General features: G+C 71.4%; 25 protein-coding genes, 1 pseudogene and 1 riboswitch. Of the genes and pseudogenes, 7 read left to right on the top strand and 19 right to left on the bottom strand.

The window, feature by feature from the left end; translation table 11 throughout:
- The first annotated feature begins 35 nt into the window (after nucleotides 1-35).
- The 3 genes from OG413_RS30340 (at nucleotide 36) to OG413_RS30350 (ending at nucleotide 2,592) form a co-directional block, all read left to right on the top strand.
- Nucleotides 36-905 carry a UbiA family prenyltransferase gene (locus OG413_RS30340; RefSeq protein WP_266811203.1) on the top strand — a complete coding sequence of 290 codons (870 nt, stop codon included), beginning with the start codon at nucleotides 36-38 and terminating at the stop codon, nucleotides 903-905.
- A gap of 110 nt (nucleotides 906-1,015) precedes the next feature.
- On the top strand, nucleotides 1,016-2,095 hold the full coding sequence (locus tag OG413_RS30345; RefSeq protein ID WP_266811205.1) for a dihydrodipicolinate reductase: 1,080 nt from the start codon (nucleotides 1,016-1,018) through the stop codon (nucleotides 2,093-2,095).
- On the top strand, nucleotides 2,092-2,592 hold the full coding sequence (locus tag OG413_RS30350; RefSeq protein WP_266811206.1) for a carboxymuconolactone decarboxylase family protein: 501 nt from the start codon (nucleotides 2,092-2,094) through the stop codon (nucleotides 2,590-2,592). Before OG413_RS30345 ends, OG413_RS30350 begins: the two co-directional genes overlap by 4 nt.
- On the opposite strand, the gene OG413_RS30355 is transcribed toward OG413_RS30350, so the two are convergent.
- Together OG413_RS30355 and OG413_RS30360 are read right to left on the bottom strand one after the other, a co-directional pair.
- Nucleotides 2,573-4,216: a GMC oxidoreductase gene (locus OG413_RS30355; protein WP_266811208.1), complete on the bottom strand. Its 1,644-nt coding sequence runs from the start codon at nucleotides 4,214-4,216 to the stop codon at nucleotides 2,573-2,575. The genes OG413_RS30350 and OG413_RS30355 overlap by 20 nt on opposite strands.
- A gap of 185 nt (nucleotides 4,217-4,401) precedes the next feature.
- On the bottom strand, nucleotides 4,402-5,310 hold the full coding sequence (locus OG413_RS30360) for a LysM peptidoglycan-binding domain-containing protein (protein ID WP_266811210.1): 909 nt from the start codon (nucleotides 5,308-5,310) through the stop codon (nucleotides 4,402-4,404).
- A gap of 4 nt (nucleotides 5,311-5,314) precedes the next feature.
- Nucleotides 5,315-5,501: riboswitch (cyclic di-AMP (ydaO/yuaA leader) on the bottom strand.
- Nucleotides 5,502-5,957: 456 nt separating this feature from the next.
- Here OG413_RS30360 and OG413_RS30365 point away from each other — a divergent pair.
- Nucleotides 5,958-7,394 carry an FAD-dependent oxidoreductase gene (locus OG413_RS30365; RefSeq protein WP_266811212.1) on the top strand — a complete coding sequence of 479 codons (1,437 nt, stop codon included), beginning with the start codon at nucleotides 5,958-5,960 and terminating at the stop codon, nucleotides 7,392-7,394.
- Nucleotides 7,395-7,427: 33 nt separating this feature from the next.
- Here the strand turns inward: OG413_RS30365 and OG413_RS30370 are convergent, their stop codons facing one another.
- Nucleotides 7,428-9,935 carry a SpoIIE family protein phosphatase gene (locus OG413_RS30370; RefSeq protein WP_266811213.1) on the bottom strand — a complete coding sequence of 836 codons (2,508 nt, stop codon included), beginning with the start codon at nucleotides 9,933-9,935 and terminating at the stop codon, nucleotides 7,428-7,430.
- 141 nt (nucleotides 9,936-10,076) lie between these two features.
- Nucleotides 10,077-10,181 (bottom strand): annotated as a pseudogene (locus OG413_RS46955) (plasmid stabilization protein); the annotation flags it as partial.
- A gap of 115 nt (nucleotides 10,182-10,296) precedes the next feature.
- Between OG413_RS46955 and OG413_RS30375 the strand changes: the two are divergent.
- On the top strand, nucleotides 10,297-11,313 hold the full coding sequence (locus OG413_RS30375; protein WP_266813158.1) for a PHP domain-containing protein: 1,017 nt from the start codon (nucleotides 10,297-10,299) through the stop codon (nucleotides 11,311-11,313).
- A 52-nt stretch (nucleotides 11,314-11,365) separates the two neighbouring features.
- On the opposite strand, the gene OG413_RS30380 is transcribed toward OG413_RS30375, so the two are convergent.
- The gene (locus OG413_RS30380; RefSeq protein ID WP_266811215.1) at nucleotides 11,366-11,557 is read right to left on the bottom strand and encodes a DUF6381 family protein; all 192 of its coding nucleotides are present in this window, start codon (nucleotides 11,555-11,557) and stop codon (nucleotides 11,366-11,368) included.
- 166 nt (nucleotides 11,558-11,723) lie between these two features.
- The gene (locus OG413_RS30385) at nucleotides 11,724-12,101 is read right to left on the bottom strand and encodes a hypothetical protein (protein ID WP_266811216.1); all 378 of its coding nucleotides are present in this window, start codon (nucleotides 12,099-12,101) and stop codon (nucleotides 11,724-11,726) included.
- A gap of 87 nt (nucleotides 12,102-12,188) precedes the next feature.
- On the opposite strand from OG413_RS30385, the gene OG413_RS30390 reads away from it, so the two are divergent.
- Complete coding sequence (locus tag OG413_RS30390; protein ID WP_266811218.1) at nucleotides 12,189-12,554, top strand: DUF779 domain-containing protein; 366 nt, start codon at nucleotides 12,189-12,191, stop codon at nucleotides 12,552-12,554.
- Between the two features lie 67 nt (nucleotides 12,555-12,621).
- Here OG413_RS30390 and OG413_RS30395 read toward each other — a convergent pair whose 3' ends face one another.
- The 13 genes from OG413_RS30395 to OG413_RS30455 form a co-directional block, all read right to left on the bottom strand.
- Complete coding sequence (locus tag OG413_RS30395) at nucleotides 12,622-13,362, bottom strand: hypothetical protein (protein ID WP_266811220.1); 741 nt, start codon at nucleotides 13,360-13,362, stop codon at nucleotides 12,622-12,624.
- A 79-nt stretch (nucleotides 13,363-13,441) separates the two neighbouring features.
- Nucleotides 13,442-13,636 carry a hypothetical protein gene (locus tag OG413_RS30400; RefSeq protein ID WP_073721363.1) on the bottom strand — a complete coding sequence of 65 codons (195 nt, stop codon included), beginning with the start codon at nucleotides 13,634-13,636 and terminating at the stop codon, nucleotides 13,442-13,444.
- Between the two features lie 117 nt (nucleotides 13,637-13,753).
- Nucleotides 13,754-14,653, bottom strand: a complete 900-nt coding sequence (locus OG413_RS30405) for a phosphatidylinositol-specific phospholipase C/glycerophosphodiester phosphodiesterase family protein (RefSeq protein WP_266813160.1) — start codon at nucleotides 14,651-14,653, stop codon at nucleotides 13,754-13,756.
- Between the two features lie 257 nt (nucleotides 14,654-14,910).
- Complete coding sequence (locus tag OG413_RS30410; protein WP_266811223.1) at nucleotides 14,911-15,591, bottom strand: ABC transporter ATP-binding protein; 681 nt, start codon at nucleotides 15,589-15,591, stop codon at nucleotides 14,911-14,913.
- Nucleotides 15,584-16,603: an ABC transporter ATP-binding protein gene (locus OG413_RS30415; protein WP_266813162.1), complete on the bottom strand. Its 1,020-nt coding sequence runs from the start codon at nucleotides 16,601-16,603 to the stop codon at nucleotides 15,584-15,586. The genes OG413_RS30410 and OG413_RS30415 overlap by 8 nt, the downstream gene beginning before the upstream one ends.
- Nucleotides 16,604-16,632: 29 nt before the next feature.
- Nucleotides 16,633-17,490: an ABC transporter permease gene (locus tag OG413_RS30420; RefSeq protein WP_266811225.1), complete on the bottom strand. Its 858-nt coding sequence runs from the start codon at nucleotides 17,488-17,490 to the stop codon at nucleotides 16,633-16,635.
- On the bottom strand, nucleotides 17,483-18,448 hold the full coding sequence (locus tag OG413_RS30425; protein WP_266813164.1) for an ABC transporter permease: 966 nt from the start codon (nucleotides 18,446-18,448) through the stop codon (nucleotides 17,483-17,485). The genes OG413_RS30420 and OG413_RS30425 overlap by 8 nt, the downstream gene beginning before the upstream one ends.
- 23 nt (nucleotides 18,449-18,471) lie before the next feature.
- Entirely contained in the window at nucleotides 18,472-20,088 is a 1,617-nt protein-coding gene (locus tag OG413_RS30430) for an ABC transporter substrate-binding protein (protein WP_266811228.1), read from the bottom strand.
- 166 nt (nucleotides 20,089-20,254) lie between these two features.
- A complete protein-coding gene (locus OG413_RS30435; RefSeq protein WP_266811230.1) occupies nucleotides 20,255-21,388 on the bottom strand; it encodes an acyl-CoA dehydrogenase family protein in 1,134 nt (377 codons plus the stop codon).
- Nucleotides 21,385-22,575, bottom strand: coding sequence for an acyl-CoA dehydrogenase family protein (locus OG413_RS30440; protein WP_266811232.1), 1,191 nt, complete (start codon nucleotides 22,573-22,575; stop codon nucleotides 21,385-21,387). The genes OG413_RS30435 and OG413_RS30440 overlap by 4 nt, the downstream gene beginning before the upstream one ends.
- Nucleotides 22,572-23,540, bottom strand: coding sequence for an NADPH:quinone oxidoreductase family protein (locus OG413_RS30445; protein ID WP_266811234.1), 969 nt, complete (start codon nucleotides 23,538-23,540; stop codon nucleotides 22,572-22,574). Before OG413_RS30445 ends, OG413_RS30440 begins: the two co-directional genes overlap by 4 nt.
- A 105-nt stretch (nucleotides 23,541-23,645) precedes the next feature.
- Nucleotides 23,646-24,245 carry a helix-turn-helix domain-containing protein gene (locus OG413_RS30450; RefSeq protein ID WP_266811236.1) on the bottom strand — a complete coding sequence of 200 codons (600 nt, stop codon included), beginning with the start codon at nucleotides 24,243-24,245 and terminating at the stop codon, nucleotides 23,646-23,648.
- 160 nt (nucleotides 24,246-24,405) lie between these two features.
- A complete protein-coding gene (locus OG413_RS30455; protein WP_323137936.1) occupies nucleotides 24,406-24,684 on the bottom strand; it encodes a metal-sensitive transcriptional regulator in 279 nt (92 codons plus the stop codon).
- A 99-nt stretch (nucleotides 24,685-24,783) separates the two neighbouring features.
- Here OG413_RS30455 and OG413_RS30460 point away from each other — a divergent pair, with 99 nt between their 5' ends.
- The gene (locus tag OG413_RS30460; protein ID WP_266811238.1) at nucleotides 24,784-25,356 is read left to right on the top strand and encodes a rhodanese-like domain-containing protein; all 573 of its coding nucleotides are present in this window, start codon (nucleotides 24,784-24,786) and stop codon (nucleotides 25,354-25,356) included.
- Nucleotides 25,357-25,408 lie beyond the last annotated feature (52 nt).

The following is a 25,408-nucleotide window of genomic DNA, read 5'->3' on the forward strand; positions in this document are numbered from 1 at the left end:
GTGTTGGCCCGACCCCGGGTACGTACGATCAGCCGATGGACAACCCGGACGAACCGGCGGTGACCGTGGCGGTCACCCCGCCGTTCCACCGCGCCGCGGGACTGGCCATGGCCTGTCATCCCGGGCCGGTGGTCGCGGTGACGTCGCTGGCCGCCGCGCTGGCCGTCGCCGCCGGATCGAGCGTGGCCCGTTGCCTCCTGATCGGCGCGGCCGTGCTGAGCGGTCAGCTCTCGGTCGGCTGGTGCAACGACGCCTACGACGCGCGGCGCGACGCCGAGGCCGGCCGCCGGGGAAAGCCGGTGACCCTCGGGGCGGTGAGCCCCGGCGAGGTGTGGGCGGCGGCGTTCGCGGCCCTCGCCCTGTGCGTACCGCTGTCGCTGGCCTGCGGCCTACTGGCAGGTGCGGTGCACCTGGCCGCGGTCGCCGCGGCGTGGCTGTACAACCTGCGGCTCAAGGCGACCGCCCTGTCGTGGCTCCCGTACGTGACCGGATTCGGCGCACTGCCCGCCGTGGTGGCCCTGAGCCTGCCGGGCCACCCCTGGCCGGCGTGGTGGGCGGTGAGTGCCGGTGCGCTGCTCGGGTTCGCGGCCCATCTGGGCGACACGCTCCCGGACATCGCCGACGACGAGCGGGCCGGTATCCGAGGTCTGCCGCACCGGCTCGGCGCCGCGGGCACCCGGCTGCTGCTGCCGCTCCCCCCGGCTGCGGCGACGGCGGTGCTGGTACTGGGCCCCGCGGGCCCACCGGACCGCTGGGGCGCGGCCACACTCGCGCTGGTCCTCCCGACGGCGTTCGCCGGGCTCGTCCTGGGCCGGTTCTGGCGCAAGGCGGCTCTGGCGGGGACGGTGGCCGTGGCGGCGGTGGATCTGTCCCTGCTCCTGGTGCGGGGCAGCAGCTTCATCTGACCCCGTACCCGATCCGGCCCGTCTCCCGCCGCCGGGAGGTCCCGGCCGCGGTCCCGTATTTTCCGGTCGCGGCACTATGAACTGATAGGTCCTCCCGCTACCCTCCGCGCATGATTTCCACGGTTGTCTGGGGAACTGGCAACGTCGGCCGCGCGGCGATCCGCGCCGTCGAAGCACATCCGGCCCTCGCACTCACCGCCGTCATCGTCCACGACCCCGGCAAAGTGGGCCGGGACGCCGGTGACCTCGCCGGGGCCGGCCGTCGTCTGGGGGTCGCCGCGACCGACGACGCCGCCGGTGTGCTGGCCGCCGGTCCGCGGGCGGTGGTGTACGCGGCGTCGGGCGACATCCGCCCCGACGAGGCCCTCGACGACATCTGCCGGGCGATCCGGGCCGGTGCCGTGGTCGTCACCCCCGCGCTGTACGCGCTCTACGACCAGCTCAACGCCCCCGCGGAGCTGCGGGAACCGGTACTGGCCGCCATCGCGGACGGCGGCGGCTCACTGTTCGTCTCCGGCGTCGACCCCGGCTGGGGCAACGATGTGCTGCCCCTGCTGATCAGCGGCCTCGGCACCACCGTGGACGTGATCCGCTGCCAGGAGATCTTCGACTACTCCACGTACGACCAGGAGGACTCGGTCCGCGACCTGATCGGCATGGGCCGGCCGATGGACTTCGAACCGCTGATGCTCGCCCCGACGGTCCCCACGATGGTGTGGGGCGGGCAGATACGCCTGATGGCCAGGGCGCTCGGTGTCGAACTGGACGGGATTCGCGAGACGTTGGAGCGGTGCCCGCTGGAGACCGCGGTGAGCACCAGGACGATGGGCGCGTTCGAGGCCGGTACGCAGGGCGCGGTGCGGTTCGAGGTACAGGGCATCGTCGAGGGGAAGCCCCGCATCGTCATCGAACACATCACCCGCATCCACCCCTCCTGCGCACCGCACTGGCCGAGCCCGCCCGACGGCGACGGCGCGCACCGGGTGGTCATCGAGGGCCGCCCGCGCATCGAGGTCACGGTCGAGGCCACCGACGAGGGCGAGAACCGGTCGGCGGGCGGGAACGCCACCGCGGTCGGCCGCCTCGTGAGTGCCGTCGACTGGCTCGTGGCGGCGAAACCCGGACTGTACGACGCACTCGACGTCCCGCTGCGCCCCGCAGTCGGCAGACTCGGAAGGAGACCACGATGAACATCGACATCCCCGAAGGCAAGGACGCCATCGCGTACGTATGGGGCGAGATGGTCCCCGGGATCGGCATCGCCGCCGCGAATTTCTCCATGTCGGTGTACGCCCACACGACCCTGGGCCTGCGCGAGTTCGAGGCCGCCCGGCTGCGGATCGCGCAGATCAACGGGTGCGCGTTCTGCCTGGACTGGCGCACCGAACGGGACGGGGAGACGGTCGAGGACACGTTCGCCGACGCGGTGACCCAGTGGCGTACCGCCGATGTCTTCGATGTGCGGACCCGGCTGGCCGCGGAGTACGCCGAGCGGTACTCCCTGGATCACCACGGCCTCGACGAGGAGTTCTGGACCCGGATGAGCGCGGCCTACAGTCAGCTGGAGATCGTGGAGCTGAGCATGAGCATCGGCTCCTGGCTGGCGTTCGGCCGGCTCAACCATGTACTGGGCCTCGACACGGTGTGCGCGCTGCCCAGCCATGCGGTCACAGATCAGTCGCGATGATCTCTTCGATGTTCCGTTCGGCGAGCGCCGTGATGGTGACGAACGGGTTGACGCTGGTGTTGCCGGGGATCAGCGAGCCGTCGATGACGTAGAGCCCCGCGTAGCCGCGCAGGCGGCCGTAGTTGTCGGTGGCCTTGTCCAGCACCGCGCCGCCGAGCGGGTGGTACGTGAGGTGATCGCCCCAGATCTTGTAGACGCCGAACAGATCGGTCCGGTAGATCGTCCCCTCCTTTTTGTTGATCTTGTCGAAGATGGTCCTGGCGGCATCGATGGACGGCTGCTTCCAGGCGGTCTGCCAGCTCAGATCGACCCTGCCCGTCGCGGCGTTCCAGGCGAACTCGGCGCGGTGGGGGTTCTTGGTGATCGACAGATAGAACGAGGCGTACGTCTCGATGCCGGTGGGCAGCGGTGCGACCTCGGCGAACGCTCCCCCGGCGGCCCAGTTGTCGATGCCGCCGGTGGGAATGGCCGACTGGACCTTGCCCGTCGAGTCCCACATGTGGTTGGCGCGGCCGCACATGACGTTGCCGTTGTCGCCCCAGCCCTTGCCGATCTCGCCGTTCAGCCGGGGCAGCGCTCCGGTGGCCTTCAGCGCGACCAGCAGTTTGCTGGTGCCGACGCTGCCCGCGGCGAAGAACACCTTGTCCGCGGTCACGGACTTGGTCTCGGCGGTGTTGCCCGAGGTGTCGATCCGGTCGATGAGGACGGTGTAACCGCCGGTGGCCGCGGGGGCGACCGAGGTGACCTTGTGCAGCGGGGAGATGGTGACCCTGCCGGTGGCCCTGACCCGGTCGAGGTAGGTCTTCTGCAGCGACTTCTTGCCGTAGTTGTTCCCGTAGAGGATCTCGCCGTCCAGCGCCGACTTGGGGACGGTTCCGGCCACCTCCTGCTTCATGTAGTCCCAGTCGTACACGGCGGGCACGAAGACGAACGGAAAACCGGACCGCTCCGCGTGCTTGCGGCCGACCCGGGCGTATCGGTAGCAGTCGGCGGTGTCGAACCAGGCCGGGTCGATGGTGCCGACCCCGAGCCCGGCGTTGGCGCGCGGGTAGTACGTGCCGTACATCTCGTCGGCGTTCACCGAAGGGAGGATGGCGCCGAAGTTCTCCCGCCTGGGCGTGACCGCCATACCGCCGTTGACCAGCGAACCGCCACCGACACCGCGGCCCTGGTAGACCGTGATGCCGGCGAACTCCTCGGCGTCCAGGATCCCGGTGTATCGCGGGACGTTCCTGTCGATCGGGAAGCCGAGGAAGTTGCTGAGCGGCTGCTTCGTCTTGGTGCGCAGCCAGTAGGAACGGTAGTCCGGGCTCGTCGTGTTGGCGAAGATCCTGCCGTCCGGGCCCGGGGTGTCCCAGGCCATCCCCATCTCGATCATGTGCACATCGACGCCCGCTTCGGCGAGGCGCAGGGCGGCGACGGAACCGCCGTACCCGGTGCCGATCACCAGGACCGGCACATGGACGCCGGGGTCGATCGGAGCGGGCACGGCCGCGGTCGCCGCCCGCGCCGCGGCCGGGTGTCCAGTAAGGGCCACGGCTCCGAGAAGAGAACCTGTTCCTGTGATGAATCTTCGGCGCGAGACCCTCTTGGATCCCGCATTCTGCATGGTAGCGTCACTCATGTGACTTCCCTCACTCTCGACAGAGTGCAACAGGTTCTACTGTCGATCGCGTGGTAAGTCACTACATACCTGTAGGTAACTTGCACCGGATGCCCGGCATGATCCGCAATCGCCGATGGGCGGTGAAGGGGCCTGAAGCCCCTTCACCGCCCATCGGTTCTTCTCGCTACCGGCACTGCCAGGTATCAGTAGGCCCCGAACACGTTGTCGATCGAGCCGTACTTGTCGGCGGCGTAGTTGCACGCGGCGGTGATGTTGGCGACCGGGTCGAGGCTGTCCATCGACGTACCGGGCACGTGGTACGCCTGGAAGGTCGGGTCGATGACCTGGAGGAGTCCCTTGGACGGGATTCCGGCGGCGGCGTTCGAGTCCCAGTTGTTGACGACCTGCGGGTTGCCCGACGACTCGCGCATGATGTTGCGGTGGATGCCGTCGTAGCTGCCGGGGATGCCGTGCTGGGCCATGACGGCCAGCGACTCCTTGATCCAGCCGTCGAGATCGTCCGTGTACGTCGCGGGCTGCTCGGCGGGGACGGTGGTGGTGTCGGCGTCGGTCGTGACGTCGGCGACGCCGTTCGCGGTGCCGGTGGCGTCGTTCGCCTCGGTCGTGGCGGCGGTGCCGGTGGCACCCTTCGCGGCCTGCGGCGCGGCGGTCCGCTCGGAGCGGTCGGCACGGTCGCCACCCGCACCCCGGTCCGACGACACGTCAGAGGACTTGGACCCGGCTTGGGACGTGGCGCCGACCGACAGCTTCAGACCGGGGTGAATCAGGTCGGGGTTGCCACCGACGGCGTCCCGGTTGTCCTCGTACAGCTTCTGCCAGCCGCCACCGAGGGAATAGGCACGGGCGATCTTGGAAAGGGAATCACCCGCGATCACGGAATGAGTCGTGACCGTGCCCTTACCGACGGCAATTTCCTTGGCGGATACGGCAGTAGGAGCCTTTTCGGCGGCGGCGGATTGCGCGGGCGCCGCCGAGGCGACGGTCGCACCGGCCAGCGGAAGTACGAGTGCGGCTCCGCCCGCGCCCACGGCGATGATGCCGCGGGTCAGCGAAGTGGCCTTGAAACGACGGTGCTTACCCATTGAGGGCATGGTGAATTCCTCTCCGTCGCCTACGAGGTGAGCTGTCGGGTTCAGGCTGGAGTTGCCTGGTCGCACGCGAATGCGACTTCACCCCGAGCCGAGCCGGATACCGGATCGGCGGCTTACCTGGGTCCCCCGCTCCTGCCGTACGTAAGTAGGTCCGATTGCCGGACGGCGGCAGGATTAGGCGTTCCATCCGGATTGACGGTGACCGTAGGCGAGAAAGGCCGAGCAGAACAAGCCCCGAATTCTTGATCGCAATTCTTCCGCAAGATCAATTCATGGAAATGCCCGTCAGCAATCCCACAGCGCGAAGTCAAATTTCCCGGCACAGAAGGGAACCGGGCGACGCGTCACGCCGTCAGGGGTCCGGAACGTGACTCTCGCCACTGAGTCCGAAAAGGTCGTTTTGCTCCACGCCTCGAAGATCACATATCGCCCGGACGGCCCTCCCGAGCGAAAAGCCCAATTCTGGAAAATCGCCCATATTGCCGAATTCGGGCATCTTGGGGCGGGCTGATGGGCTTCACACGACCCCGGCCCGAGGTCCGGCCGGGGCAGGGCTTAACGTGTGCGGTGGAGACTGGTAAGCCAAGCCTTACTTCCGCGGCTTGCCACCCCCTGCCCGCGTCGCCCGCCCTAAGGAACAACACGCCATGACACGCCCCGTCCGCGTCGCCATCGTCGGAGCCGGTCCCGCCGGGATCTACGCAGCGGACGCGCTGCTCAAATCCGAAGCCGCACAGGACCCGGGCGTATCGATCGACCTGTTCGAGCGCATGCCCGCCCCCTTCGGCCTGATCCGCTACGGCGTGGCCCCGGACCACCCGCGGATCAAGGGCATCGTCAAGGCGCTCCACCAGGTACTGGACAAGCCTCAGCTGCGGCTGTTCGGCAACGTCGACTACCCCCATGACATCGGGCTGGACGAGCTGCGGTCCTTCTACGACGCCGTGATCTTCTCCACCGGCGCCGACGCCGACCGCGCGCTCGGCCTCCCCGGGATCGAGCTGGACGGCTCCTACGGAGCGGCCGACTTCGTCTCCTGGTACGACGGGCACCCCGAGGTACCCCGCGGCTGGCCGCTGACGGCGGAGAAGGTCGCCGTACTGGGCGTCGGGAACGTCGCCCTGGACGTGGCGCGCATACTCGCCAAGAAGGCCGACGAGCTGCTGCCGACGGAGATCCCGGCCAACGTGTACGAGGGCCTCAAGGCCAACAAGGCACTCGAAGTGCATGTCTTCGGCCGCCGCGGTCCGGCCCAGGCGAAGTTCAGCCCGATGGAACTGCGGGAGCTGGACCACTCGCCCAACATCGAGGTCATCGTCAATCCCGAGGACATCGACTACGACGCGGGGTCCATCGAGACCCGGCGGGGCAACAAGCAGGCCAACATGGTCGCCTCCACGCTGGAGAACTGGGCGATCCGCGACGTCGGCGACCGGCCGCACAAGCTCTTCCTGCACTTCTTCGAGTCGCCGGTCGAGGTCCTGGGCGAGGACGGCCGCGTGGCGGGTCTGCGGACCGAGCGGACCGAGCTGGACGGCACGGGCAATGTCCGGGGCACCGGCGAGTTCACCGACTGGGACGTGCAGAGCGTCTACCGCGCGGTCGGCTACTACTCGCAGGAGCTCGCGAAGCTCCCCTTCGACGTGTCCTCCGGCACCGTCCCGCACGCCGCCGGACGCGTCATCGCCGGTGAGGAGCCGATGACGTCCGTGTACGTCACCGGCTGGATCAAGCGTGGTCCGATCGGCCTGATCGGGCACACCAAGGGTGACGCCAACGAGACGGTCGCCTGCCTGCTGGAGGACCGCGCCGAGGGCCGGCTGCCCGCCCCGGCGCAGCCGGATCCGGACGCCGTCGTCGCCTTCCTCGACGAGCGCGGTGTCCGCTACACCACCCGTGAGGGCTGGCACCGCCTGGACGCGCACGAGCAGGCGCTGGGTGCGGCCGAGGGCCGCGAGCGGATCAAGGTCGTGGACCGCTCCGCGATGCTGGACGCGTCCGGCGCTTCCGATACGTCGGGTACGTCGGATGCTTCCGGTACTTCCGGTACTTCCGGTACGGCGGACGCTCCCGCCGTTTCCTGACCGGTCGGCTCCGCACCCCTGGACGGTGGCGGCTCAGTCCGCCGCCGTCCAGCGGGAGGCGAGCAGCAGCGCGATGTCGTCGGGCCGGTCGTCGGCCTGCCCGGCCTCCTCGATCACTCGGTCCGCGATGTCGCCGAGCGACGCCGAGCCGAGCGCGGCGATGCCGCTCCGCAGTCGCTCGATGCCCTCGTCGATGTCGGTCCCCGCGCGCTCGATGAGCCCGTCGGTGAACAGGGCCAGCATCGCCCCGGGGTCGAGCCGGAATTCGGTGACCGGGTAGACCGCCTCGCTGTCGATGCCGAGGACGACACCTCCGACGAGGTCCAGGACCTCCGTCGTGCCGTCGGGATGGCGCAGCACGGGCTGCGGATGCCCCGCCCGCACCGCCTGGACGACACCGGTGACGGGGTCGAGGACGACGTAGCAGCAACTGGCGAACTGGCCGGGGTCGAGATCGATGAGCAGCCTGTTGGTACCGCTCATCACCTCCTGCGGATCACGTGCGCCGAGGGCGAAGGCGCGTACGGCGCTGCGCAGTTGACCCATGGTCGCGGCGGCTGCCACACCGTGTCCCTGTACGTCGCCGATGACCAGGGCGAGACCGCGGCCGGTCTCGATGACGTCGTACCAGTCGCCGCCGACATCCATGCCCTGCGTGCCGGAGAGGTACCGGGCGGCCGTGCCGACGCCTTCGATCTCGGGCAGCCGGTGCGGCAGCAGGGCGTCCTGCAGGCCCCGGGCCAGCGCCGCCTCGCTGTCGTACCGCTGGGCCCGCTGGAGGGCCTGTGCGATGAGCCCCGCCAGGGCGGTGAGGACGGTGCGCTCCTCCGGGCTGAAGCCGCGCGGCCGGTCGAAGCCGAGGATGCAGGAGCCGACCAGCCGCCCGGAGGCGATCAGTGGCAGGAAGGCCCGCGCTCCGACGTCGGCGTCCATGGGGATGCCGGGATAGGCCTGCCCCAGGCGCTCCATGGACTCGAAGAAGATGGGGCGGCCGGAGGTGAGGGTCTCCACCCCGGGAATACGGGCGTCGAGACCGACCCCGTCGAATCGGTCGAGGAAGCCCTTGGGGAAGCCGGTCTCCCAGGCCAGATAGAGGTGGCGTTCGCTCAGCAGGTAGATCGCCAGCTGCCTGCCGCCGAAGGCGGGCAGCAGTTCCTCGGTGACGACGGCGGACACCTGGCGGGCGGTGACGGCCTCCGTCAGCGCGATGGCGAGGGCGACCGGCCGGTACAGGGCGGCGGAACGGTCGGCCGGGGAGCCGAGCCCGGTGCCCGGCACGACGACGGACCCGGGCGCGTAGGCCGGCTGTTCCGCGGCGCTGAGCACCACCGTCACCCCGTCGTGGCCGGGGTACATGGAGACGGAGAGCCATTCCTTCGGGGCGCGGCGGGCCAGGAAGTGGACGGCTTCGTCGGAGAGCAGCGCGGCCCGGTGGTGGTCCTCGTAGGCAGGGTGCCCGAACCACGGCAGGGTCTCCCACAGGACGCGTCCCACCAGCTCCGCCCGGGTGCGGCCGAGGAGGTCCTCGGCCAGGTGATTGGCATAGGTGATCCGGCCGAGCCGGTCGAGCGAGAAGATGCCGCGGGGCATCCGTTCGGCCGCCTCCGCGACGACCGGCCCGGCGCCGAGATCCACCACGAAGCCGGTCAGGTGGCTCGCCGCTCCGTCGCCGGTCGGGTGGACCCAGCGTCCCGAGAGTTCCAGCAGGTGCGAGCGGCCGTCGGGTCCCCGCAGCCGCATCCTGCGTACGACGGAGGCGTCCGGCTCGACGGCTTGGCGGGCGAGTGCCCACAGTCCGTACACGTCCTCCGGCACCAGCCGCGCCGCGAGGGCGTCGACGGTGCCCGGGAATTCGGCGGGCGTGGTGCCGAGGATCGCGCACATCTCCTCGTCGGCGGTGACGGCGCCACTGCCGAGTTCCCAGTCGAAGCGGCCGATCCGCAGCGGCGGCGCGATGGCCGCGGGCAACTGGACGGGCAGCGGCTCGCGGTCCCACAGGCACGGTGTGCCGCCGGATCCGAGCTCCTCGAGGCCCTGGCCGAGCCGCCGGGCGATGCGCTGGAGCCGCCCGCTCTCGGCGGGCGCCACCGGCTCCCCCGGTGTGGCGGCGCGCATGACGAACAGGACGCCCGCTCTGCCGCCGCCGGCCATGACCGGGACGTACAGCGAGCCGAAGGGGAACGGCAGCCCTGCCATCAACTGCGGGAAGCGGCGCATCGCCTCCTCCGCGTCCGCGAGGAGCACCGCCCTGCCCGAGCGGTAGGACTCGGACACCGGGAAGGGCCGCTTGACCTGCATACGCCACCAGGGGCGGAACAGCGGACCGGGCAGCCCCGCGAGTACCGCCAGCCGCAGCAGTCCGGGCGTCGACGACCGCAGGTATACGCCGCCGGCGTATCCCCCGGTGGACTCGACCGCGCTCACGGCTGCCTGTGCGAGCACCAGGGAAAGCTCGTCCGGTACTCGGCCGCTGTTCGCCGCCCCGGCCACAGCCCCGCTCTCGTCGGGCGGGGTGTGCCGGGTGGCGCCGTGCCGGGTCACACAGCCAGCATGCTCCCCTTCCGCCGTGCCGCGCACCTTCGCGAACCGCGACCCGAACGCGCCGAGCGGGAACCGCCCCTTCGCCCGCGCGTGGCGGGCTGCGGCTCCCGTCGCGGCCGACGCGGTGCGCTCCGTCGAGGTTCAGCCGCCCAGGGCGTTACGCGGTTGCTGCTTGTTCATCGTCGAGGAGCGGCGCTCGATGTTCCGCTTCTTCGCCTCCCCGTACAGCTGGTCCTTGGTCGGCCCCGGGACCCGCCTCGCTCGCCGCCGTGCGGGCCGGTGGGCATCCGGCGATGCTGGTTGCGGACAGCCCCGGAAGTCCCCGGTCAACGGCTGTCGCCGTTCCGCCAGGGAGGTACTGATGGATCCGGCCACCGCCTTGCGGCGGATCGCGTTTCTGCTGGAGCGTTCGCAGGGCGCCACATACCGGGTACGGGCGTTCCGGCGGGCAGCCGAGGCGGTCGAGGACCTGTCCGGGGACGAGCTCACGGAACGGGTGACGCACGGGACTCTCGAAAAGGTGAGCGGTATCGGGCCCAGGACGGGCCAGGTGATCCGTGAGGCGCTGGCGGGCACGGCGCCGGAGTACCTGGACCGGCTGGAGGCGGAGGCCACGGTGCCGCTCGCCGAGGGGGGCGAGGCACTGCTCGCGCGGCTGCGGGGCGACTGCCATCTGCATTCCGACTGGTCGGACGGTGGCAGCCCGGTCGAGGAGATGGGACGGACGGCCGCTGAGCTGGGCCACGAGTGGGCGGTCCTCACCGATCACTCCCCCCGGCTGACGGTCGCGAACGGGCTGTCCGCGCACAGGCTGCAACAGCAGCTGAAGGTGGTGGCGGAGCTCAACGAGCGGTGGGCGCCGTTCCGGCTGCTCACCGGCATCGAGTGCGACATCCTCCCGGACGGCTCGCTCGATCAGGAACCGGAGCTGCTGGAACAGCTCGATGTGGTCGTCGTGTCGGTGCACTCCGAGCTGCGCATGGAGGCGCGGGCGATGACGCGGCGGCTCGAAGCGGCGGTGCGCGACCCGCACGCCGATGTGCTGGGCCACTGCACGGGGCGCCTCGTCGCGGGCCGGAGCCGGCCGGAGTCGGAGTTCGACGCGGACCGGGTCTTCGCCGCGTGTGCCGAGTCCGGAACGGCGGTGGAGATCAACTGCCGCCCCGAGCGGCTGGATCCGCCGCGACGGCTGCTGCGCCGGGCCGTCGAGGCGGGCGTGCTCTTCGCCATCGATACGGACGCACACGCTCCGGGACAGCTGGACTGGCAGATCCTCGGCTGTGCGCGGGCCGAGGAGTGCGGGGTACCCGTGGAGCGTGTCGTCACGTCATGGACGGCCGACCGGCTGCTGGAGTGGAGCTCACCGGGGGCCCGGTGAGCTCCAGGTCATCCGCCGAGAGCCGCCGCGCGGGGCCCGGGGTACGGAGCACCTACTTCTGCGGGTAGATGTCTCCACTGGCCATGCCGCTCTGCTGTTCGCTCCGGTCACGGATCGTCCGGGCCTTCTTCTCCAGGCGCTCGCGTTCCTCCGGGTCTGTCGCGCGCTGCGCGGCCTCGGTCAGCTGCTGCGCCTTCTCACGCATCTGCCGGGCCAGGTTCGCGGGTTCGTCGGAACCGCTCATCACCACTCCTCGGACGGTACGGGCCACCACGTCGGGGGACCAACACCCCCAGCGAACCAGTGCCGCGGCGCACCCGCATCCCGGAGCCACCCGACGGGGAGCTCGGTGACCGCACTCCCCGCCCAGCCCCGTGCTCCCCGCCGGAATCCCGAGAGGGCCGCGCCGCCTACAGCACGGGACCCGGATCGTCGTCGGGGCCGCCCGCCTCGACCCGGAGCGCGAGATCCCGCAGCACATCGGTCGACGTCACGTCCGTCTGTCCGGAGTCGTGCACCTGCGCCAGCATCGTGAAGGCCAGCGTGAAGGCGCCCACGAGCTGCTCGACCGCACCGCCGACCTCACGCCCGACCACGCTCACCACCTCCTCGACGGAGAAGTCCTCGGGGATCGCGATGTGTGGCATCGTCTCGTTCAGCAGGGCGGTGACGGCACCGGCACCGCTGTCCAGATCGTCCCGGTCGACATCCGCCTCCAGCAGCCGCTGCATCTCACCCGCCTCGGTGAGAATGCCGATCACGCGCTTCACAACTTCCCTCTGCTCCATGTCGCGAGCATAGGGCGTGCAACCTTGCCGCAACGTCAGGTGGAGTTGACTCGGCCCGTCCGTGACCGGTCGGGGAAGGACTGATACGTGGATCACGTTCCGAACGCTCCGGTCGTGGAGCTCACCGACGCGGCCGCCGCTCTGGTCAGGCGGCTGCGGGCGGACCACGGCCCGTTGATGTTTCACCAGTCGGGCGGCTGCTGCGACGGCAGTGCGCCCATGTGCTACCTGGCCGGTGAGTTCCGTACCGGGAACGCCGATGTGCTGCTCGCCGATCTCGCCGTCGAGGGCGTCGCCGAGACGGTGCCCTTCTGGATGTCGAGGAGCCAGTACGAGGTGTGGGCGCACACCCGGCTGATCGTCGATGTGGTGGAGGGGCGCGGCAGCGGGTTCTCGCTGGAGGCTCCGGAAGGCGTGAGGTTCCTCATCCGCTCACGGCTCGTCGGCACCTGAGGCGGCCGGTGCGTGGAGCGCCGACGCACGCGGGGCCCCGGTGCACGGGGCCCACGCGCGCGGGGCCTCAGCGCGGCCGACGCTGTTTGTGGGAGCGGTTTTCCAGCATGGCCCGGCGGATTCCCGCCGCGGTCGCCCTGGCGTGGTCCGGGGTGGCCGTGTGGTCGGCGACCGAGGTGACGAAGCGGTGCGTGGGCTGTCGGCAGCGGCCGCAGGGCGCGTCGGTGGTGATCAGATAGCCGTCCTCGCACTGCGGGTCGTCGCACTGGCCCGGCCGCAGCAGCTGCTCGGCGATGTCCTGGGCGCTCCAGCGGCGCCTGCCGTCCTCGTCCTTCTCGTTGAGGGCGTGGGCCCAGCGGAGGTTCCACCGGCGTTCGATGCGTTCGCGCAGACCGCCCGCGGTGCGCCGGCCGAGCTCCTGGTGGATCAGCTCCTGGACGGACTGCGGTACGCGACCGCCGAATGCTTGCATCAGCGGCTGAGGCAGGGCTTGCAGTACGTAGCGCGGCGGATTGCCCTTCGCGTCCTCGCGCCACCTCTGGCACTCGCAGGAGCCGTCGGGCCGCCTCGGGCTCTGGCAGCGGCCGCACAGACCGCGGCACTCGGCGCACAGTCCGTCGTCGAGCCCGTCCACATGCGGCGCGGGCGCCCGGCCGCACTCACGGCAGCAGGAGGCGCACGGCCCGCAGAGGCGTTCGTTGCCCACCTTCGTCGACCAGGTCCGCATCTGGCACCGGCAGCAGAGTCCGTTGTTGCAGTACTCGTGGTGGGCGGCGCCCGAGTGCCGTCCTGGTGGCGGGAAAGACATGGCCCCATTGTGCGGGATCGGGCCCCACCGGCACGAACCGTGTACGGGGACGGGGCACCGGGCTCGGTCAAGAATTCGATCAGGGGTTCAGGGCGCTGACCACGTTCGCGGTGGCGACGATGCCTTCCTGGATGGTCGGCGCCATGCTCGTGCCCGCGAGGCAGAACCCGAGCAGGGCGCAGACCAGCGCGTGGGAGAGCTTCAGCCCGCCGTTGCGCAGGAAGATCACTGCCAGGATCAGCATCAGCAGCACCAACGAGATCGAAATGGCCATGGCCAACCTCCTCCGCCGCGCCGGAATTGCGGCATTCGGCCGCCAGTGTGGCGTAGCGGAAAGGCCGTTCGGCGCACTGGCGTGTCCGCCGAACGGGTACTTACCGGCTGTGGCGCGTCAGTCGGCCGCGAGGGCGCTCCCCCGGGCACGCAGGAAGCGTTCGAGGCCCGCCAGGTCGTCGGTGTTCAGATGGTCGACCCCGGCCGCGAGCAGCTCGGTCCATACGGCGTCGCGCTCGGGTCCCGCGAGGTCCGGGGTGGCCCAGAAACGGACGCGCTGACCCCGCCGGTGGGCGGTGTTCACGAGACCGGCGAGCCGGTCCCGTTCGGCGGCCGGGAAGGGGCCCGCGCCCAGCCAGCCGAAGGACTGGGTCCAGTTGGCGCTGATGAGCGGGATGAAGGACGCGGTCGCCGCCGTACCGAGGTCTTCGAGGCGGCCGTCGTAGAAGGCGTACCGGGTGCGCTGCGCCTCCATGGGGACACGGGCGGCGCGGTCGCCGGAGATGACGGGGGTGACCGCTCCGGCGCGGACCCGGCCGTGGCTGTAGCGGGTCAGCATCCGGCGGTAGCGCTGGAGCTGCCGGTCCAGTTCGAGGTAGGCGGCCACACCGTCGGTCTTGATGTCGATCAGCAGTTGCAGCGGGGCGCGGTGTCCGGGGTGGACGCTGCCGTGGTTCGCCCCGGCCAGGGCCAGCAGCGGGTCGAGGTAGAGGGCGGCGAGGGTGCGGGTGGGGTCGAGGTCCGCGACGTCGTGGGCGACGAGCAGGTCGCCGTCGACGAGGAAGATGTCCGCCTCGACGCTGGTGAAGCCGTGCGCGAGCGCGTCGTGGAGCGGTCGCGGGTGCAGATAGTCGTTGTGCGCGTGGGCGTGGCGCAGGGGTCGCGGGCCGTGGGGGCGGCCGGGGTTGCCCGGGTTGCCCGAGGGGGCGGCGACGGCCGTCCCGGCGGGGACGACCACGCCCGCCGCCGCGGTGGCGAGCGCGGTGGTGACGACTCTGCGACGGGTCAGGTGTGCCATGGCCATGGGGTCTCCCTGAAGCGGTGGGAAGAGCAGAGCGGTGCGGATGGACGCGACCGAGTATGAGGGCGCGCACCGCCTCTACGGCAGGTACCTGCCAAGAGTTGGAGCGGTCGTCGTCCGCCCGTCGACCGTGCTGTACCCGTTGTTCCCCCGGCGCCGGGCCATGGAGGAGACGGTCCGTCAGACAGGAGCCGTCCAGCGCCGGTCGGCTCCGCCGCGGAAAGCGGCCGGACGAACCGTGCCGTCGCGGGGAATCACCCGCGCTCCTCCGGTCCGTGTCGCGGGGCCTGTTCGTCCCAGCGGACCGTCCGGTCGCACCAGCGTTCCAGCAGCACCCGGTCGTGGCCCACCGCCAGCAGCGCCGCCCCGGACTCCTCGCGGTAGGACTCCACGACGGCCACCAGGGCGGCGGTCGTCGAGGCGTCGAGCATCGCGGTCATCTCGTCGCAGATCAGCAGCTGCGGGCGCAGGACCAACGCACGGGCGAGGCAGGCCCGTTGCAGCTGGCCGTCGCTCACCGCGTGCGGACGGCGGTCGAGCAGTTCCCCGGTCAGCCCGACGCGCCCGGCCAGCTCCGCCACCCGGTCCGCGACCTCACCGCGCCGTCCCGTGGACCGCAGCGGCTGGGCGATGAGTTCGCGCAGGCTCAGCCGGGGGTCGGCGGAGAGCCGGGGCTGCTGGAAGACGACGCCGACCGCTGTCCGCCGCGCCTGCGGGGCCCGGTGTCGCCAGCCGCGTACCGCTTCGCCGTCGAGGGTGACGGTGCCCGCGTCGGGGCGGTGCAGCAGGGCCGCGACCCTGGCCAGGGTGGACTTGCCGCAGCCGCTCGGACCGAGCAGCCCGACCGCCTCGGCCGGGGCGACGCTCAGCGAGACGTCGCGGACGACGGGGCGCCGCGGGTCGTATCCGGCGGTGATGCCGGTGAGCTCAAGCATCGGCGGACTCCTTGCTCCGGCGGTCCTCACCGGTGGGCAGGCTGTGGTGGCAGGCGACGGCCCCGTCGAACGCGGGCAGCACGGCGCACCGTTCATCGGCACGGGCGCAGCGGGCGGCGAACGCGCACCCCTCGGGCAGTGCGCCCAGCTCCGGCGGCATCCCGGGGATCGGCGTGAAGTCCCGCTCCGGCAGGGCGTCGAGCAGTCCCCTCGCGTACGGGTGCCGGGGTCCGGGGCGCCCGAAGAAGCGGGCGGCGTCGGCGAGTTCGACGATCCGTCCGGCGTACATCACGGCCACCCGGTCGGCGACCCGCTCGGCCGCCGCGAGGTCGTGGGTGATGAGCAGCAGCGCACGGCCCTCGTCGGTGTGGCGGCGCAGTTCGTCGACGGTCCGCTCCACCAGGTCCCGGTCGAGCCCGGTCGTGGGTTCGTCGGCGAGGAGCAGCGGCGCGTCGCCGATCAGGGCGAGTGCGGTGGCGGCGCGCTGGGCGAGGCCGCCGGAGAGTTCGTGCGGGTGGCGGTCGAGGTGGTCGGCGGGGAACGAGGCGCGGGCGGCGGCCGCCTCCGCCGCTGCCCGTACGGCGGGCCCGCGTATCCCGGTCAGTTCGCGGAGGGTCTCCTCCAACTGGGCGCGGACCGTGCGGACGGGGGTGAGGTGGGCGGCGGGGCTCTGCGGTACGAGTCCGATGCGGCGGCCGCGTACCGAGCGAGCGAGGGTGCGTTCGTCCGCGGTGAGCAGATCTGTGTCCCCCGCGAGGAGGGCGCTGCCCGTGGTCCCGGCGTTGGCGGGCAGCAGTCCGAGCAGGGCGGAGGCGAGTACGGACTTGCCGCAGCCGCTCTCGCCGACCAGCGCCAGGCACTCCCCGGCGGCGAGGTCGAAGTGGGCATCGGTGACGGCGGCGATGTGCCGGCCGCCGCGCAGCCGGAAGCGGACGGAGAGCCCCCGCACGGACAGCACGGGAGCCCCCGGCACGGACGGTACCGACCCCTCATGGTGCCCCGGCGCGGACATCTGGCGCGGCCGGTCTTCGCTCGGGCGGGTCACAGCATCAGCTCCGATCGGCGGCGCGGGTTGATCCGCTCGCGCCAGGCACCGGCGAGGCCCGCCAGGGCGAGCGTGGGAATGATAAGGAAGAGGCCGGGGAAGAGCGTCGGCCACCAGTCACCGGCGAGCAGCGATCCGCGCGCGGACTGCACGAGGTTGCCGAGGCTCGCCTGATGGGCGGGCAGGCCGAGGCCCAGGAAGGACAGCGCCGACTCGTGCCACATGGCGTGCGGCACCATGAGGACGGCCGCCAGCCCGGCCTGCGGCAGCACTCCGGGCAGCAGGTGCCGCACGATGACGCGTCCCCGCGAGGCGCCGCCGGAGATCGCCGCGTCGATGAAGGGGCGCGAGCGCAGCGAGAGCACTTCGGAGCGGACGATCCGGGCCGTGGACAGCCAGTGCGTCAGGGCCACGGACACGATCACCGGCCAGACGCCGGGCCGGAACATCGCGACGATGAAGATGCCGAGCAGCAGGTGCGGTACGGACGAGAAGGTGTCGACCAGCCGCATCACGACCCGGTCGGTCCAGCCGCCGAACGCCGCGGCCAGGGCGCCGACGGCCGTGCCGATGACGGTGGCGGTGAGGGCGGCGACCAGCCCGACGAGCAGGGAGACGCGCAGCCCGTAGACACAGCGGAGCAGCAGGTCCCGGCCCACGTCGTCCGTTCCGAACGGGTGCGCGAGGGAAGGCGGTCGCAGCTTGGCCGCGAGGTCGACGGCCTGCTGGTCGAGCTGGACCAGCGGCGGTACGACGAGGACGGCCAGCAGCACGGCGGCCACGATCCCGGCGGAGGCGACCACACGGACGCGGCGGGTGGTGCGGCGGGGGGACGCGAACACGGCCTCAGCCATCGAAGCCCACTCTCGGATCGGCGAGTCCGTACAGCAGATCGGACAGGAGGTTGCCCAGCAGCACCGCCGCGGTGGCGAGCACCGTGAGGGCGGCCAGCAGCGCGAAGTCCACGGAGGTGGCGGCCTGCACGGCGGCGGCGGCGATGCCGGGCCAGCTGAAGACCGTCTCGACGAGGAGTGCGCCGGTGATGAGTTCGGGGACGCGGGAGCCGATCAGGGTGAGCATCGGCAGCATGCCGGAGCGCAGGGCGTGGCCGAGCAGCACGGTGCGTTCGCGCAGTCCGCGGGCACGGGCGCCGCGCACCGGGTCCTCGTCCAGGGCGTCGGCGACTCCCTGGCGTACGTACAGGAAGAACCACGGCAGCTGGGAGACCCCGAGGACCGCCGCGGGCAGCACCAGGTGGGAGGCGACCTGGCCGAAGGTGACCGTGTCGCTGGCGGCGTCGGTGAGTCCGCCGGCCGGCAGGACGTCCAGTTTCAGGGCGAAGAACCAGATGGCGAGCAGTCCGAGCCAGAAGGCGGGGGCGGCTTCCAGGGTGTACGCGGCCGAGCTGACGCACCGGTCGAGCCAGCCGCCGGGGCGGCGGGCGGCCAGGACGCCGAGGCCGGTGCCGAGCAGGATCGCGACGACGAAGGCGGTGGCGGCGAGCAGCACGGACCAGCCGACGCGTTCGCCAATGACATCGGCGACCGGCTGGCGCATCACGCTGGAGTCGCCGAAGTCGCCCTGGAGCGCGGAGGTGAGCCAGTTCCACCAGCGGGTGACCAGGGGCTGGTCGACGCCGAGGTTGGCGCGGAGCTGGTCGAGGTTCTCCTGCGAGGCGGTGAGGCCCGCGGTGCCCGCGTAGGCCTTGACGGGGTCGAAGGGGGATGCGGCGGCGACGGCGAACACGCCGAAGGTGACGACGCCGAGGACGGGCACGGCGAACAGGGCCCGCCGTCCCGCCATCCGCGCCATCGGCCCCCAGGGGAGGCGGTGGTTCACTTCTTCGCGCCCTCGGGGGTCCACTTCTCGACGTTCCACCAGGGGCCGGAGGCCAGGCCGTGGTCGTGCGGTTCGACCTGTGTGGTGAGCGGGCCGAACCGGTCGTCTACGACGTAGAGGTGGTCGATGTGGGTGAGGAAGGTGTAGCCGGGGTTCTTCACCAGTTCCCGCTGGACCGTGTCGTACGCGGCCTGGCGTGCGGCCTTGCCACCGCTCCTGCGGCCCGCTTCGAGTGCCGTGTCGACGGCCTTGTTGTCGTACCACGCCATGTTGTTGAAGCCGTCGCCCGCGAGGGTGGACTTCAGCAGGGTGTACTGGTCGAAGTCGGGGTCGGCGGGCGATCCGCCGCCCGCGAGGACGGCGTCCTGCTTCATCCGGGGCTCGATGACCTCCCAGGTCCCGGCCTCGGCGGTGATGTCGATGCCGGCCTTCTTGGCGTCGGAGGCGTAGGCGAGGGCGTGTTCCTGGCGGAGCTTGTCGCCGGTGAGGTACCAGAGCGGGAAGGCGGCGCGTACCCCGTCCTTGGCGCGGATGCCGTCCTTGCCGGGCTTCCAGCCCGACGTGTCGAGGATCTTCTTCGCGGCGGCGAGGTCGTGGGTGCGCTCGGTGCCCTTGGTGAACCACTCGCTGTCGGTGGGGACGGGGCCGTAGGCGGGCTTGCCCTCGCCGTTGAGGATCGAATCGACCATGGCCTGCCGGTCGACGGCGACATCGAGTGCGCGCCGGACGGCGGTGTCACCGGCGACCTTGTTGTGGGTCGGCAGGGTCACGGTGCGGTAGTCGTACGTCGTGGCCGCGTAGGTCCGCCTGCCGTCGTCGCCCTTGAAGCCCTTGGCGAGGTTGGGCGGCAGGATCGCGCCGTCGAGGTCGCCGGAGCGCAGCCGGGTGGCGCGCACGTCGTCGTCCTTGATGATCGCCATGGTGAACTTCTTGATCTTCGGTGCGCCGCCCCAGTAGTCGGGGTTGGCCTTGAAGCTGAGCTTCTCGCCCTTGGACCACTTGGTGAGGACGTAGGGCCCGGTGCCGATGGGGTGGGTGGTGAAGGCGCCGGTATTGACGTCCTGCTTGCCCGCGACGTGTTCGGGGGCGATGGGCAGGACGGTGCGCTGGGCGAAGGGCGCGTAGGGGTACTTGAGGGTGAAGACGACGCTGTCCTCGCCGACCGCCTCGACGGATTTCACCGCGTCCAGCTCGGTGCGGGAGGCGTTGTTCGTCTTCTCGTCCAGGATGGTGCGGTAGGTGAAGACGACGTCCTTGGCGCCGAAGGGCTTTCCGTCGCTGAACGTGACGCCCTGGCGGAGCCGGTAGGTGTACGTGAGCCCGTCGTCGCTGACCTCGGGCAGGGCGGTGGCGAGCGCGGGCCGCAGCTTCATCCCGCCGTCGAGGGCGAGCAGCCCGTCGAAGATCTTGGAGTTGCCGTCCTTGCCGTAGCCGAGCAGCGGGCTGAGGCTGTCGGGCTCGTACGCGATGCCGACGACGGCGGAGTCCGCGGCACCCGCCCCGGAGCCGGAGCCTGCGTCCGGATTCCCCGGATTCGAGCAGGCTGCCGCGGATATCGACAGCACGGTCGCCATCGCGGTGGCGACCGCTCCCCGTATCGATCGGGCCGTCATACTCTGCACATCCCTATTGAAGATCGAATGTTATTGCGAAACGATCGCAATTAAACAGCACGTAAAGGGCCGCGCCCACCCCGCCCGCACCCGTCCGCCCCCGCCGGACATGGCGAAACGGGGGTACGCGTCACGTACCCCCGCCGGCGGCTCAGCGGAAAGGGCCCTACGGCGCCGGGAGTTCGACCAGCTCGGCAACGGCCTCGCGGTGGCTTCCCGCCGTGCCGTACGCGATCGAGTCGGCCTTGGCCCGCTTCAGGTAGAGATGCGCGGGGTGTTCCCAGGTCATCCCGATCCCGCCGTGCAGCTGCACGCACTCCTCGGCCGCACGGACCGCCGTCTTCGAGCAGTACGCCTGTGCCACGGCGACCGCGAGCGGGGCGTCGGGGCTGCCGGTGGCGAGGGCGTCGGCGGCGTTGCGGGCGGCGGCGCGGGCCGAGACGACCTCCAGCCAGAGCTGGGCCATCCGGTGCTTGAGCGACTGGAACGAGCCCACCGGCCGGTTGAACTGGTGCCGTTCACGGGTGTACCGGACGGTCTCCGTAAGGCACCACTCCGCGAGGCCGAGCTGTTCGGAGGCGAGCAGTCCGGCACCGGTGAGCAGCCCTCGCCGTACGGCGTCGATCGCCGCTCCGGCAGGGGCGAGCAGGGTTCCGGTGGCGCCGGTCAGCGTGACGGCCGCGAGGGGACGGGTCAGGTCGAGCGGGATGAGCGGGTCCACGGTGACCGTGCCCGCGGCGGGCTCGACCGCGTACAGGCCCTCCGGGGTGGGCACCAGCAGCACGTCGGCGGTGGCCGCGTCGGCCACCGCGGTCACCGTCCCGTCGAGCACCCCGTCCGCCGCGGCCACCGTCGTGCCGGGCGCGCCGGCGGGCGGGGTGGCGAACGGCACGGCGAGGGCGGCGATCCGGCGGCCGGAGGCGAGGCCGGCTAGCAGTTCCGCGACCGGGCCGTCCTCGGTCCCCAGCGCGAGCAGCGTCGCGGTCGCCACGACCGCGCTCGTCAGATACGGCGTCGGCGCGACGCTGCGGCCCAGCTCCTCCAGGACCACGGCGGCCTCCCGGTGCGAGGCGCCCTGTCCCCCGAACTTCTCCGGTACGAGGAGTCCGGCGGCGCCGATACCGACGGCGAGCGCCTCCCACAGCCGCGGGTCGTACGGCGTGTCGGACTCCGTGCGGGCGATCACCGTCGGCGCGTCGGCCCGGTCGGCGAGCAGGGAGCGCACGGCGGACCGCAGGTCCTCCTCGGTCTCCGAGTAGAGGAGGTCGGGGGTCGCGGCGGGCTGGTCGAGCGTGGTCATCGGGAGAGGTCCTTCCAGGCGACGTCCTTGTCATTGCGCGGCTCGACGGGCAGCCCGAGGACGCGCTCGGCGACGATGTTCAGCAGTACCTCGCTCGTACCGCCCTCGATGGAGTTGCCCTTGGAGCGCAGGTAGCGGTATCCGGCGTCGCGTCCGGTGAAGTCGACCAGTTCCGGGCGGCGCATGGTCCAGTCGCCGTACAGGAGTCCCCCGTCGCCGAGGAGTTCGACCTCCAGGCCGCTGATCTCCTGGTTGAGGCGGGCGAAGGCGAGCTTCATGCCCGACCCCTCGGGGCCGGGGTGCCCGGCGACGAGCTGCTGCCGCAGCCTCTCGCCGGTGAGCCTGGCGACCTCGGCCTCCACCCACAGGGTCAGCAGCCGCTGGTGCAGATCATGGGTGCGCAGTTCGGGGCGCTCGCGCCAGGTCCGCGTGACCGGGCCGATCATGCCGCCCTCGCGCGGGATGCGTGCCCCGCCGATCGAGACGCGCTCGTTCATCAGGGTGGTCTGAGCGACCTTCCAGCCCTCGCCGACCGGGCCGAGCCGCCTGCTGTCCGGGATGCGTACGCCGGTGAGGAAGACCTCGTTGAACTCCGCCTCGCCGGTGATCTGGCGCAGCGGACGCACCTCGACACCGGGGTCGGTCATGTCGCAGATGAAGTAGCTGATGCCGCGGTGCTTGGGCAGATCGGGGTCGGTGCGGGCGATCAGGATCGCCCAGCGGGCCACATGGGCGCTGGAGGTCCAGACCTTCTGCCCGTCGACGACCCAGTCCTCACCGTCCCGGACGGCCCGGGTGCCGAGGGCGGCCAGGTCGGACCCGGCGCCCGGCTCGCTGAACAGCTGGCACCACACTTCCTCGCCGACCCACAGGGGCCGCAGGAAGCGCTGCTTCTGCTCGTCGGTGCCGAAGCCGAGGATGGTGGGGGCGGCCATGCCGAGACCGATGCCGATGCGGCGCGGGTCGTTGTCCGGGGCCCCGGCCGCGGCGAGTTCGGCGTCGATGACGGGTTGCAGGGAACGCGGTGCGTCGAGCCCGCCGAGTCCGGCCGGGTAGTGGACCCAGGCGAGACCCGCGTCGAAGCGGGCCTTCAGGAATTGGGTACGGTCCGTGGTGGCCGGTGGGTGCGCGGCGAGCAGTTCGCTCGTGCGGCGGCGGACTTCGGCCGCGTCGATGGAGGCGGTCATCGGGCGGCTCCCGTCGGCAGGACGACGATGCGGCCGGTGCTCGTACCGTCGGCGACACGCTGCACGGCGTCCGCCGCGCCGGCCATCGCGACACGCTCGCTGATCAGCGGCCTGATGACTCCCCGGGCGGCGAGCGCGGTCAGTTCGTCGTGGCAGGCGCGGACCGCGGCGGGGTCCTTGGTGTTGTACAGACCCCAGTGGAGTCCGGCGATCGAGTAGTTCTTGACGAGGGCGTGGTTGAGCGCCGGGGCGGGGATCACGCCGCTCGCGAAGCCGACCACGACGACACGCCCCTCGAAGGCGACGCACTTCACGGACTTGGCGTAGGCGTCGCCGCCGACCGGGTCGTAGACGACGTCGGCGCCGCGCCCGCCCGTCGCTTCCTTCACCTTCGCGACGATGTCCTCGCTCCGTCGGTCGATGACCAGGTCGCAGCCCAGCTTCCGGGCGATCCCGGCCTTCTCCGGCCCGCCGACGACGCCGATGACGGTGGCACCCGCCGCCTTGCCGAGCTGGACGGCGGCGCTGCCGACGCCGCCCGCGGCCGCGTGCACGAGAAGCGTCTCGCCCGCCCTGAGACGCGCCCTGCGGTGCAGCCCGAACCAGCCGGTCTGGTAGCCGATGTGCAGGGCGGCCGCTTCGGCGTCGTCCAGGGAGTCGGGGGCGGGCAGCAGGGCCGCTTCGTCGGCGACGACGTACTCGGCGAAGCCGCCGTGCGGGAGCGCGGGGGTGGCGAGCACCCTGCGCCCGTCCTCGGTCTCGCCGCAGATCTCCACGCCGGGTGTGAAGGGCAGCGGCGGACGGACCTGGTACTGGCCCCGGCAGAGGAGCGCGTCGGGGAAGTTGATGTTCGCCGCGCGCACCTCGATCAGTGTCTGGCCGTCACCGGGTGTGGGCCGGTCCGTCTCCTGAAGCTCCATCACCTCGCTCGGCTCGCCGTTCCGGTGCACTCGCCATGCCTGCATGAGGGGCCTCCACAACACTGTCGGCATTACCACTGCTCCGGCGCATACTAAGCGGTCGCTTGCCGATCTGGGAACAGTTGGCTCCCGGCCGGCGCACCGGCCCCCTCACGCCCGCTTCGGCTTGGCCCTGACGTGCATGCGCTCCCCCTGCGGCCCGAACAGGCTGAGGTATTCGACCGGTTCGTCACCGGCCGGACCGAACCAGTGGGGCAGCCGGGTGTCGAACTCGGCGGCCTCCCCCGGAGCCAGCACGAGATCGTGCTCGGCCAGCAGGAGCCGCAGCTTCCCCGAGAGCACGTACACCCACTCGTACCCCTCATGGGTGCGCCGCTCGGGCACCTCCTCGCAGGCGGACTCGTGCACCACCTTGTACGCCTGGAGGCCGCCCGGCCGGCCGGTCAGGGGAAGCGCGGTCTTCCCGCCGTACACGATCGGCTTGGCCCTGATCCGCGGGTCCCCGACGGGCGGCGCGCCGACGAGGTCGTCGAGGGGGACCTCATGAGCGCGGGCGATCGGGAGCAGCAGTTCCAGACTGGGACGCCGCCCGCCGGACTCCAGCCGGGAAAGGGTGGACACGGAGATTCCGGTGGCGGCGGAGAGGGCGGCGAGCGTGACACCCCGGTCGGTACGCAGCCTGCGCAGCCGGGGTCCGACACCGGTGAGCACGGCGTCCAGTTCCGGGTCGTCCCGGTCGTGTTCCTTCATGCCCCCATTGCAGAATCAGCAAGGAGGTTTGTCAATCGGGTAAGGCCGGCGACCCACCGGCACCCGCCGGCCGCCGCCGCTGGGGCCCCTCCTCGACGAGCCAGGGGAAGATCCACCGGTTCTCGTGACCCACGTCCGCCCGGGGGCCCGGCCGGCGTGGTCAGGCCAGCGAGAGGAAGAGCTTCTCCAGCCGGGCGCGCATCCGGTCGCGGTCGGCGGGCTCGGCGGAACCGTCCGCCATGCAGTGCTGGAGTCCGGTGGCGATGATCGCGAAACCGGCCCGGTCCAGGGCCCGCGAGACCGCCGCCATCTGCGTGATGACGTCCTCGCAGTCCCGCCCTTCCTCGATCATCCTGATGATCGCGTTGAGCTGGCCCTGTGCGCGGCGCAGACGGTTGAGGACCGACTTCAGCTCGTCGGCCGCCATGTCGAGTTCCACACATCCTCCTCCGAATACCCCAAGGGGTATCCTAACCTGTCCGGGGAAGGAGAGACGTCTGTCTCTTCCCCACCCGGTGAACGAAAGGACCACCTGCTCGTGACCAGCCATGCTTCCCTGTCCCCCGCCCAGGCCGCAGCCCGTCTGGAAGAGTTCACCGTCATCGACGTACGGGCTCCCGGCGAGTACGCCTCCGGGCATGTCCCCGGCGCCCTGAACGTCCCGCTCGACCGGCTTCCCGAAGCCCTGCCCGCGCTGAAGTCGGCCTCCGCGCGCGGCACGCTGCTCATGGTGTGCGCCTCCGGTGTCCGTTCCACCCGTGCCTGCGAGGTCCTCTCCGGGGCGGACATCGACGCCCTGACACTCACCGGCGGCACCTCGGCCTGGGAGGGCGACGGCCGGGGACTGGACCGGCCCGAGGGCGCCGGGGCCGTCTGGCCGATGGAGCGTCAGGTCCGTCTCGCCGCCGGTTCGCTGGTGGTGGCCGGTCTGGTGGCGGGGCTTCGCTTCCCGGCCGCTCGCTGGCTGTCCGTGGGCATCGGCTCCGGCCTGGTCTTCTCCGCGCTGACCAACACCTGCGGCATGGCGGCGGCGCTCTCGAAGCTCCCGCACAACCGCGCACCGCGCACCGCCGCCGACCTGAACACCACCCTGGAGGCGCTCCAGAAGTGAGCGGTGCGGGCGTTCGCCCGGAACGTACGCGAGGGAGCCGGCCGCACACGGT

This window comes from Streptomyces sp. NBC_01433, assembly GCF_026340105.1.
Classification (GTDB): Bacteria; Actinomycetota; Actinomycetes; order Streptomycetales; family Streptomycetaceae; genus Streptomyces.

Bases quoted from the DNA above. Each gene is read 5' to 3' on its own strand.
- OG413_RS30340 (WP_266811203.1), top strand. From the start codon at position 36: ATGGACAACCCGGACGAACCGGCGGTGACCGTGGCGGTCACCCCGCCG.
- OG413_RS30345 (WP_266811205.1), top strand. From the start codon at position 1,016: ATGATTTCCACGGTTGTCTGGGGAACTGGCAACGTCGGCCGCGCGGCG.
- OG413_RS30350 (WP_266811206.1), top strand. From the start codon at position 2,092: ATGAACATCGACATCCCCGAAGGCAAGGACGCCATCGCGTACGTATGG.
- OG413_RS30355 (WP_266811208.1), bottom strand. From the start codon at position 4,216: ATGAGTGACGCTACCATGCAGAATGCGGGATCCAAGAGGGTCTCGCGC.
- OG413_RS30360 (WP_266811210.1), bottom strand. From the start codon at position 5,310: ATGCCCTCAATGGGTAAGCACCGTCGTTTCAAGGCCACTTCGCTGACC.
- OG413_RS30365 (WP_266811212.1), top strand. From the start codon at position 5,958: ATGACACGCCCCGTCCGCGTCGCCATCGTCGGAGCCGGTCCCGCCGGG.
- OG413_RS30375 (WP_266813158.1), top strand. From the start codon at position 10,297: ATGGATCCGGCCACCGCCTTGCGGCGGATCGCGTTTCTGCTGGAGCGT.
- OG413_RS30380 (WP_266811215.1), bottom strand. From the start codon at position 11,557: ATGAGCGGTTCCGACGAACCCGCGAACCTGGCCCGGCAGATGCGTGAG.
- OG413_RS30385 (WP_266811216.1), bottom strand. From the start codon at position 12,101: ATGGAGCAGAGGGAAGTTGTGAAGCGCGTGATCGGCATTCTCACCGAG.
- OG413_RS30395 (WP_266811220.1), bottom strand. From the start codon at position 13,362: ATGTCTTTCCCGCCACCAGGACGGCACTCGGGCGCCGCCCACCACGAG.
- OG413_RS30400 (WP_073721363.1), bottom strand. From the start codon at position 13,636: ATGGCCATTTCGATCTCGTTGGTGCTGCTGATGCTGATCCTGGCAGTG.
- OG413_RS30405 (WP_266813160.1), bottom strand. From the start codon at position 14,653: ATGGCACACCTGACCCGTCGCAGAGTCGTCACCACCGCGCTCGCCACC.
- OG413_RS30410 (WP_266811223.1), bottom strand. From the start codon at position 15,591: ATGCTTGAGCTCACCGGCATCACCGCCGGATACGACCCGCGGCGCCCC.
- OG413_RS30415 (WP_266813162.1), bottom strand. From the start codon at position 16,603: ATGTCCGCGCCGGGGCACCATGAGGGGTCGGTACCGTCCGTGCCGGGG.
- OG413_RS30420 (WP_266811225.1), bottom strand. From the start codon at position 17,490: ATGGCTGAGGCCGTGTTCGCGTCCCCCCGCCGCACCACCCGCCGCGTC.
- OG413_RS30425 (WP_266813164.1), bottom strand. From the start codon at position 18,448: ATGGCGCGGATGGCGGGACGGCGGGCCCTGTTCGCCGTGCCCGTCCTC.
- OG413_RS30430 (WP_266811228.1), bottom strand. From the start codon at position 20,088: ATGACGGCCCGATCGATACGGGGAGCGGTCGCCACCGCGATGGCGACC.
- OG413_RS30435 (WP_266811230.1), bottom strand. From the start codon at position 21,388: ATGACCACGCTCGACCAGCCCGCCGCGACCCCCGACCTCCTCTACTCG.
- OG413_RS30440 (WP_266811232.1), bottom strand. From the start codon at position 22,575: ATGACCGCCTCCATCGACGCGGCCGAAGTCCGCCGCCGCACGAGCGAA.
- OG413_RS30445 (WP_266811234.1), bottom strand. From the start codon at position 23,540: ATGCAGGCATGGCGAGTGCACCGGAACGGCGAGCCGAGCGAGGTGATG.
- OG413_RS30450 (WP_266811236.1), bottom strand. From the start codon at position 24,245: ATGAAGGAACACGACCGGGACGACCCGGAACTGGACGCCGTGCTCACC.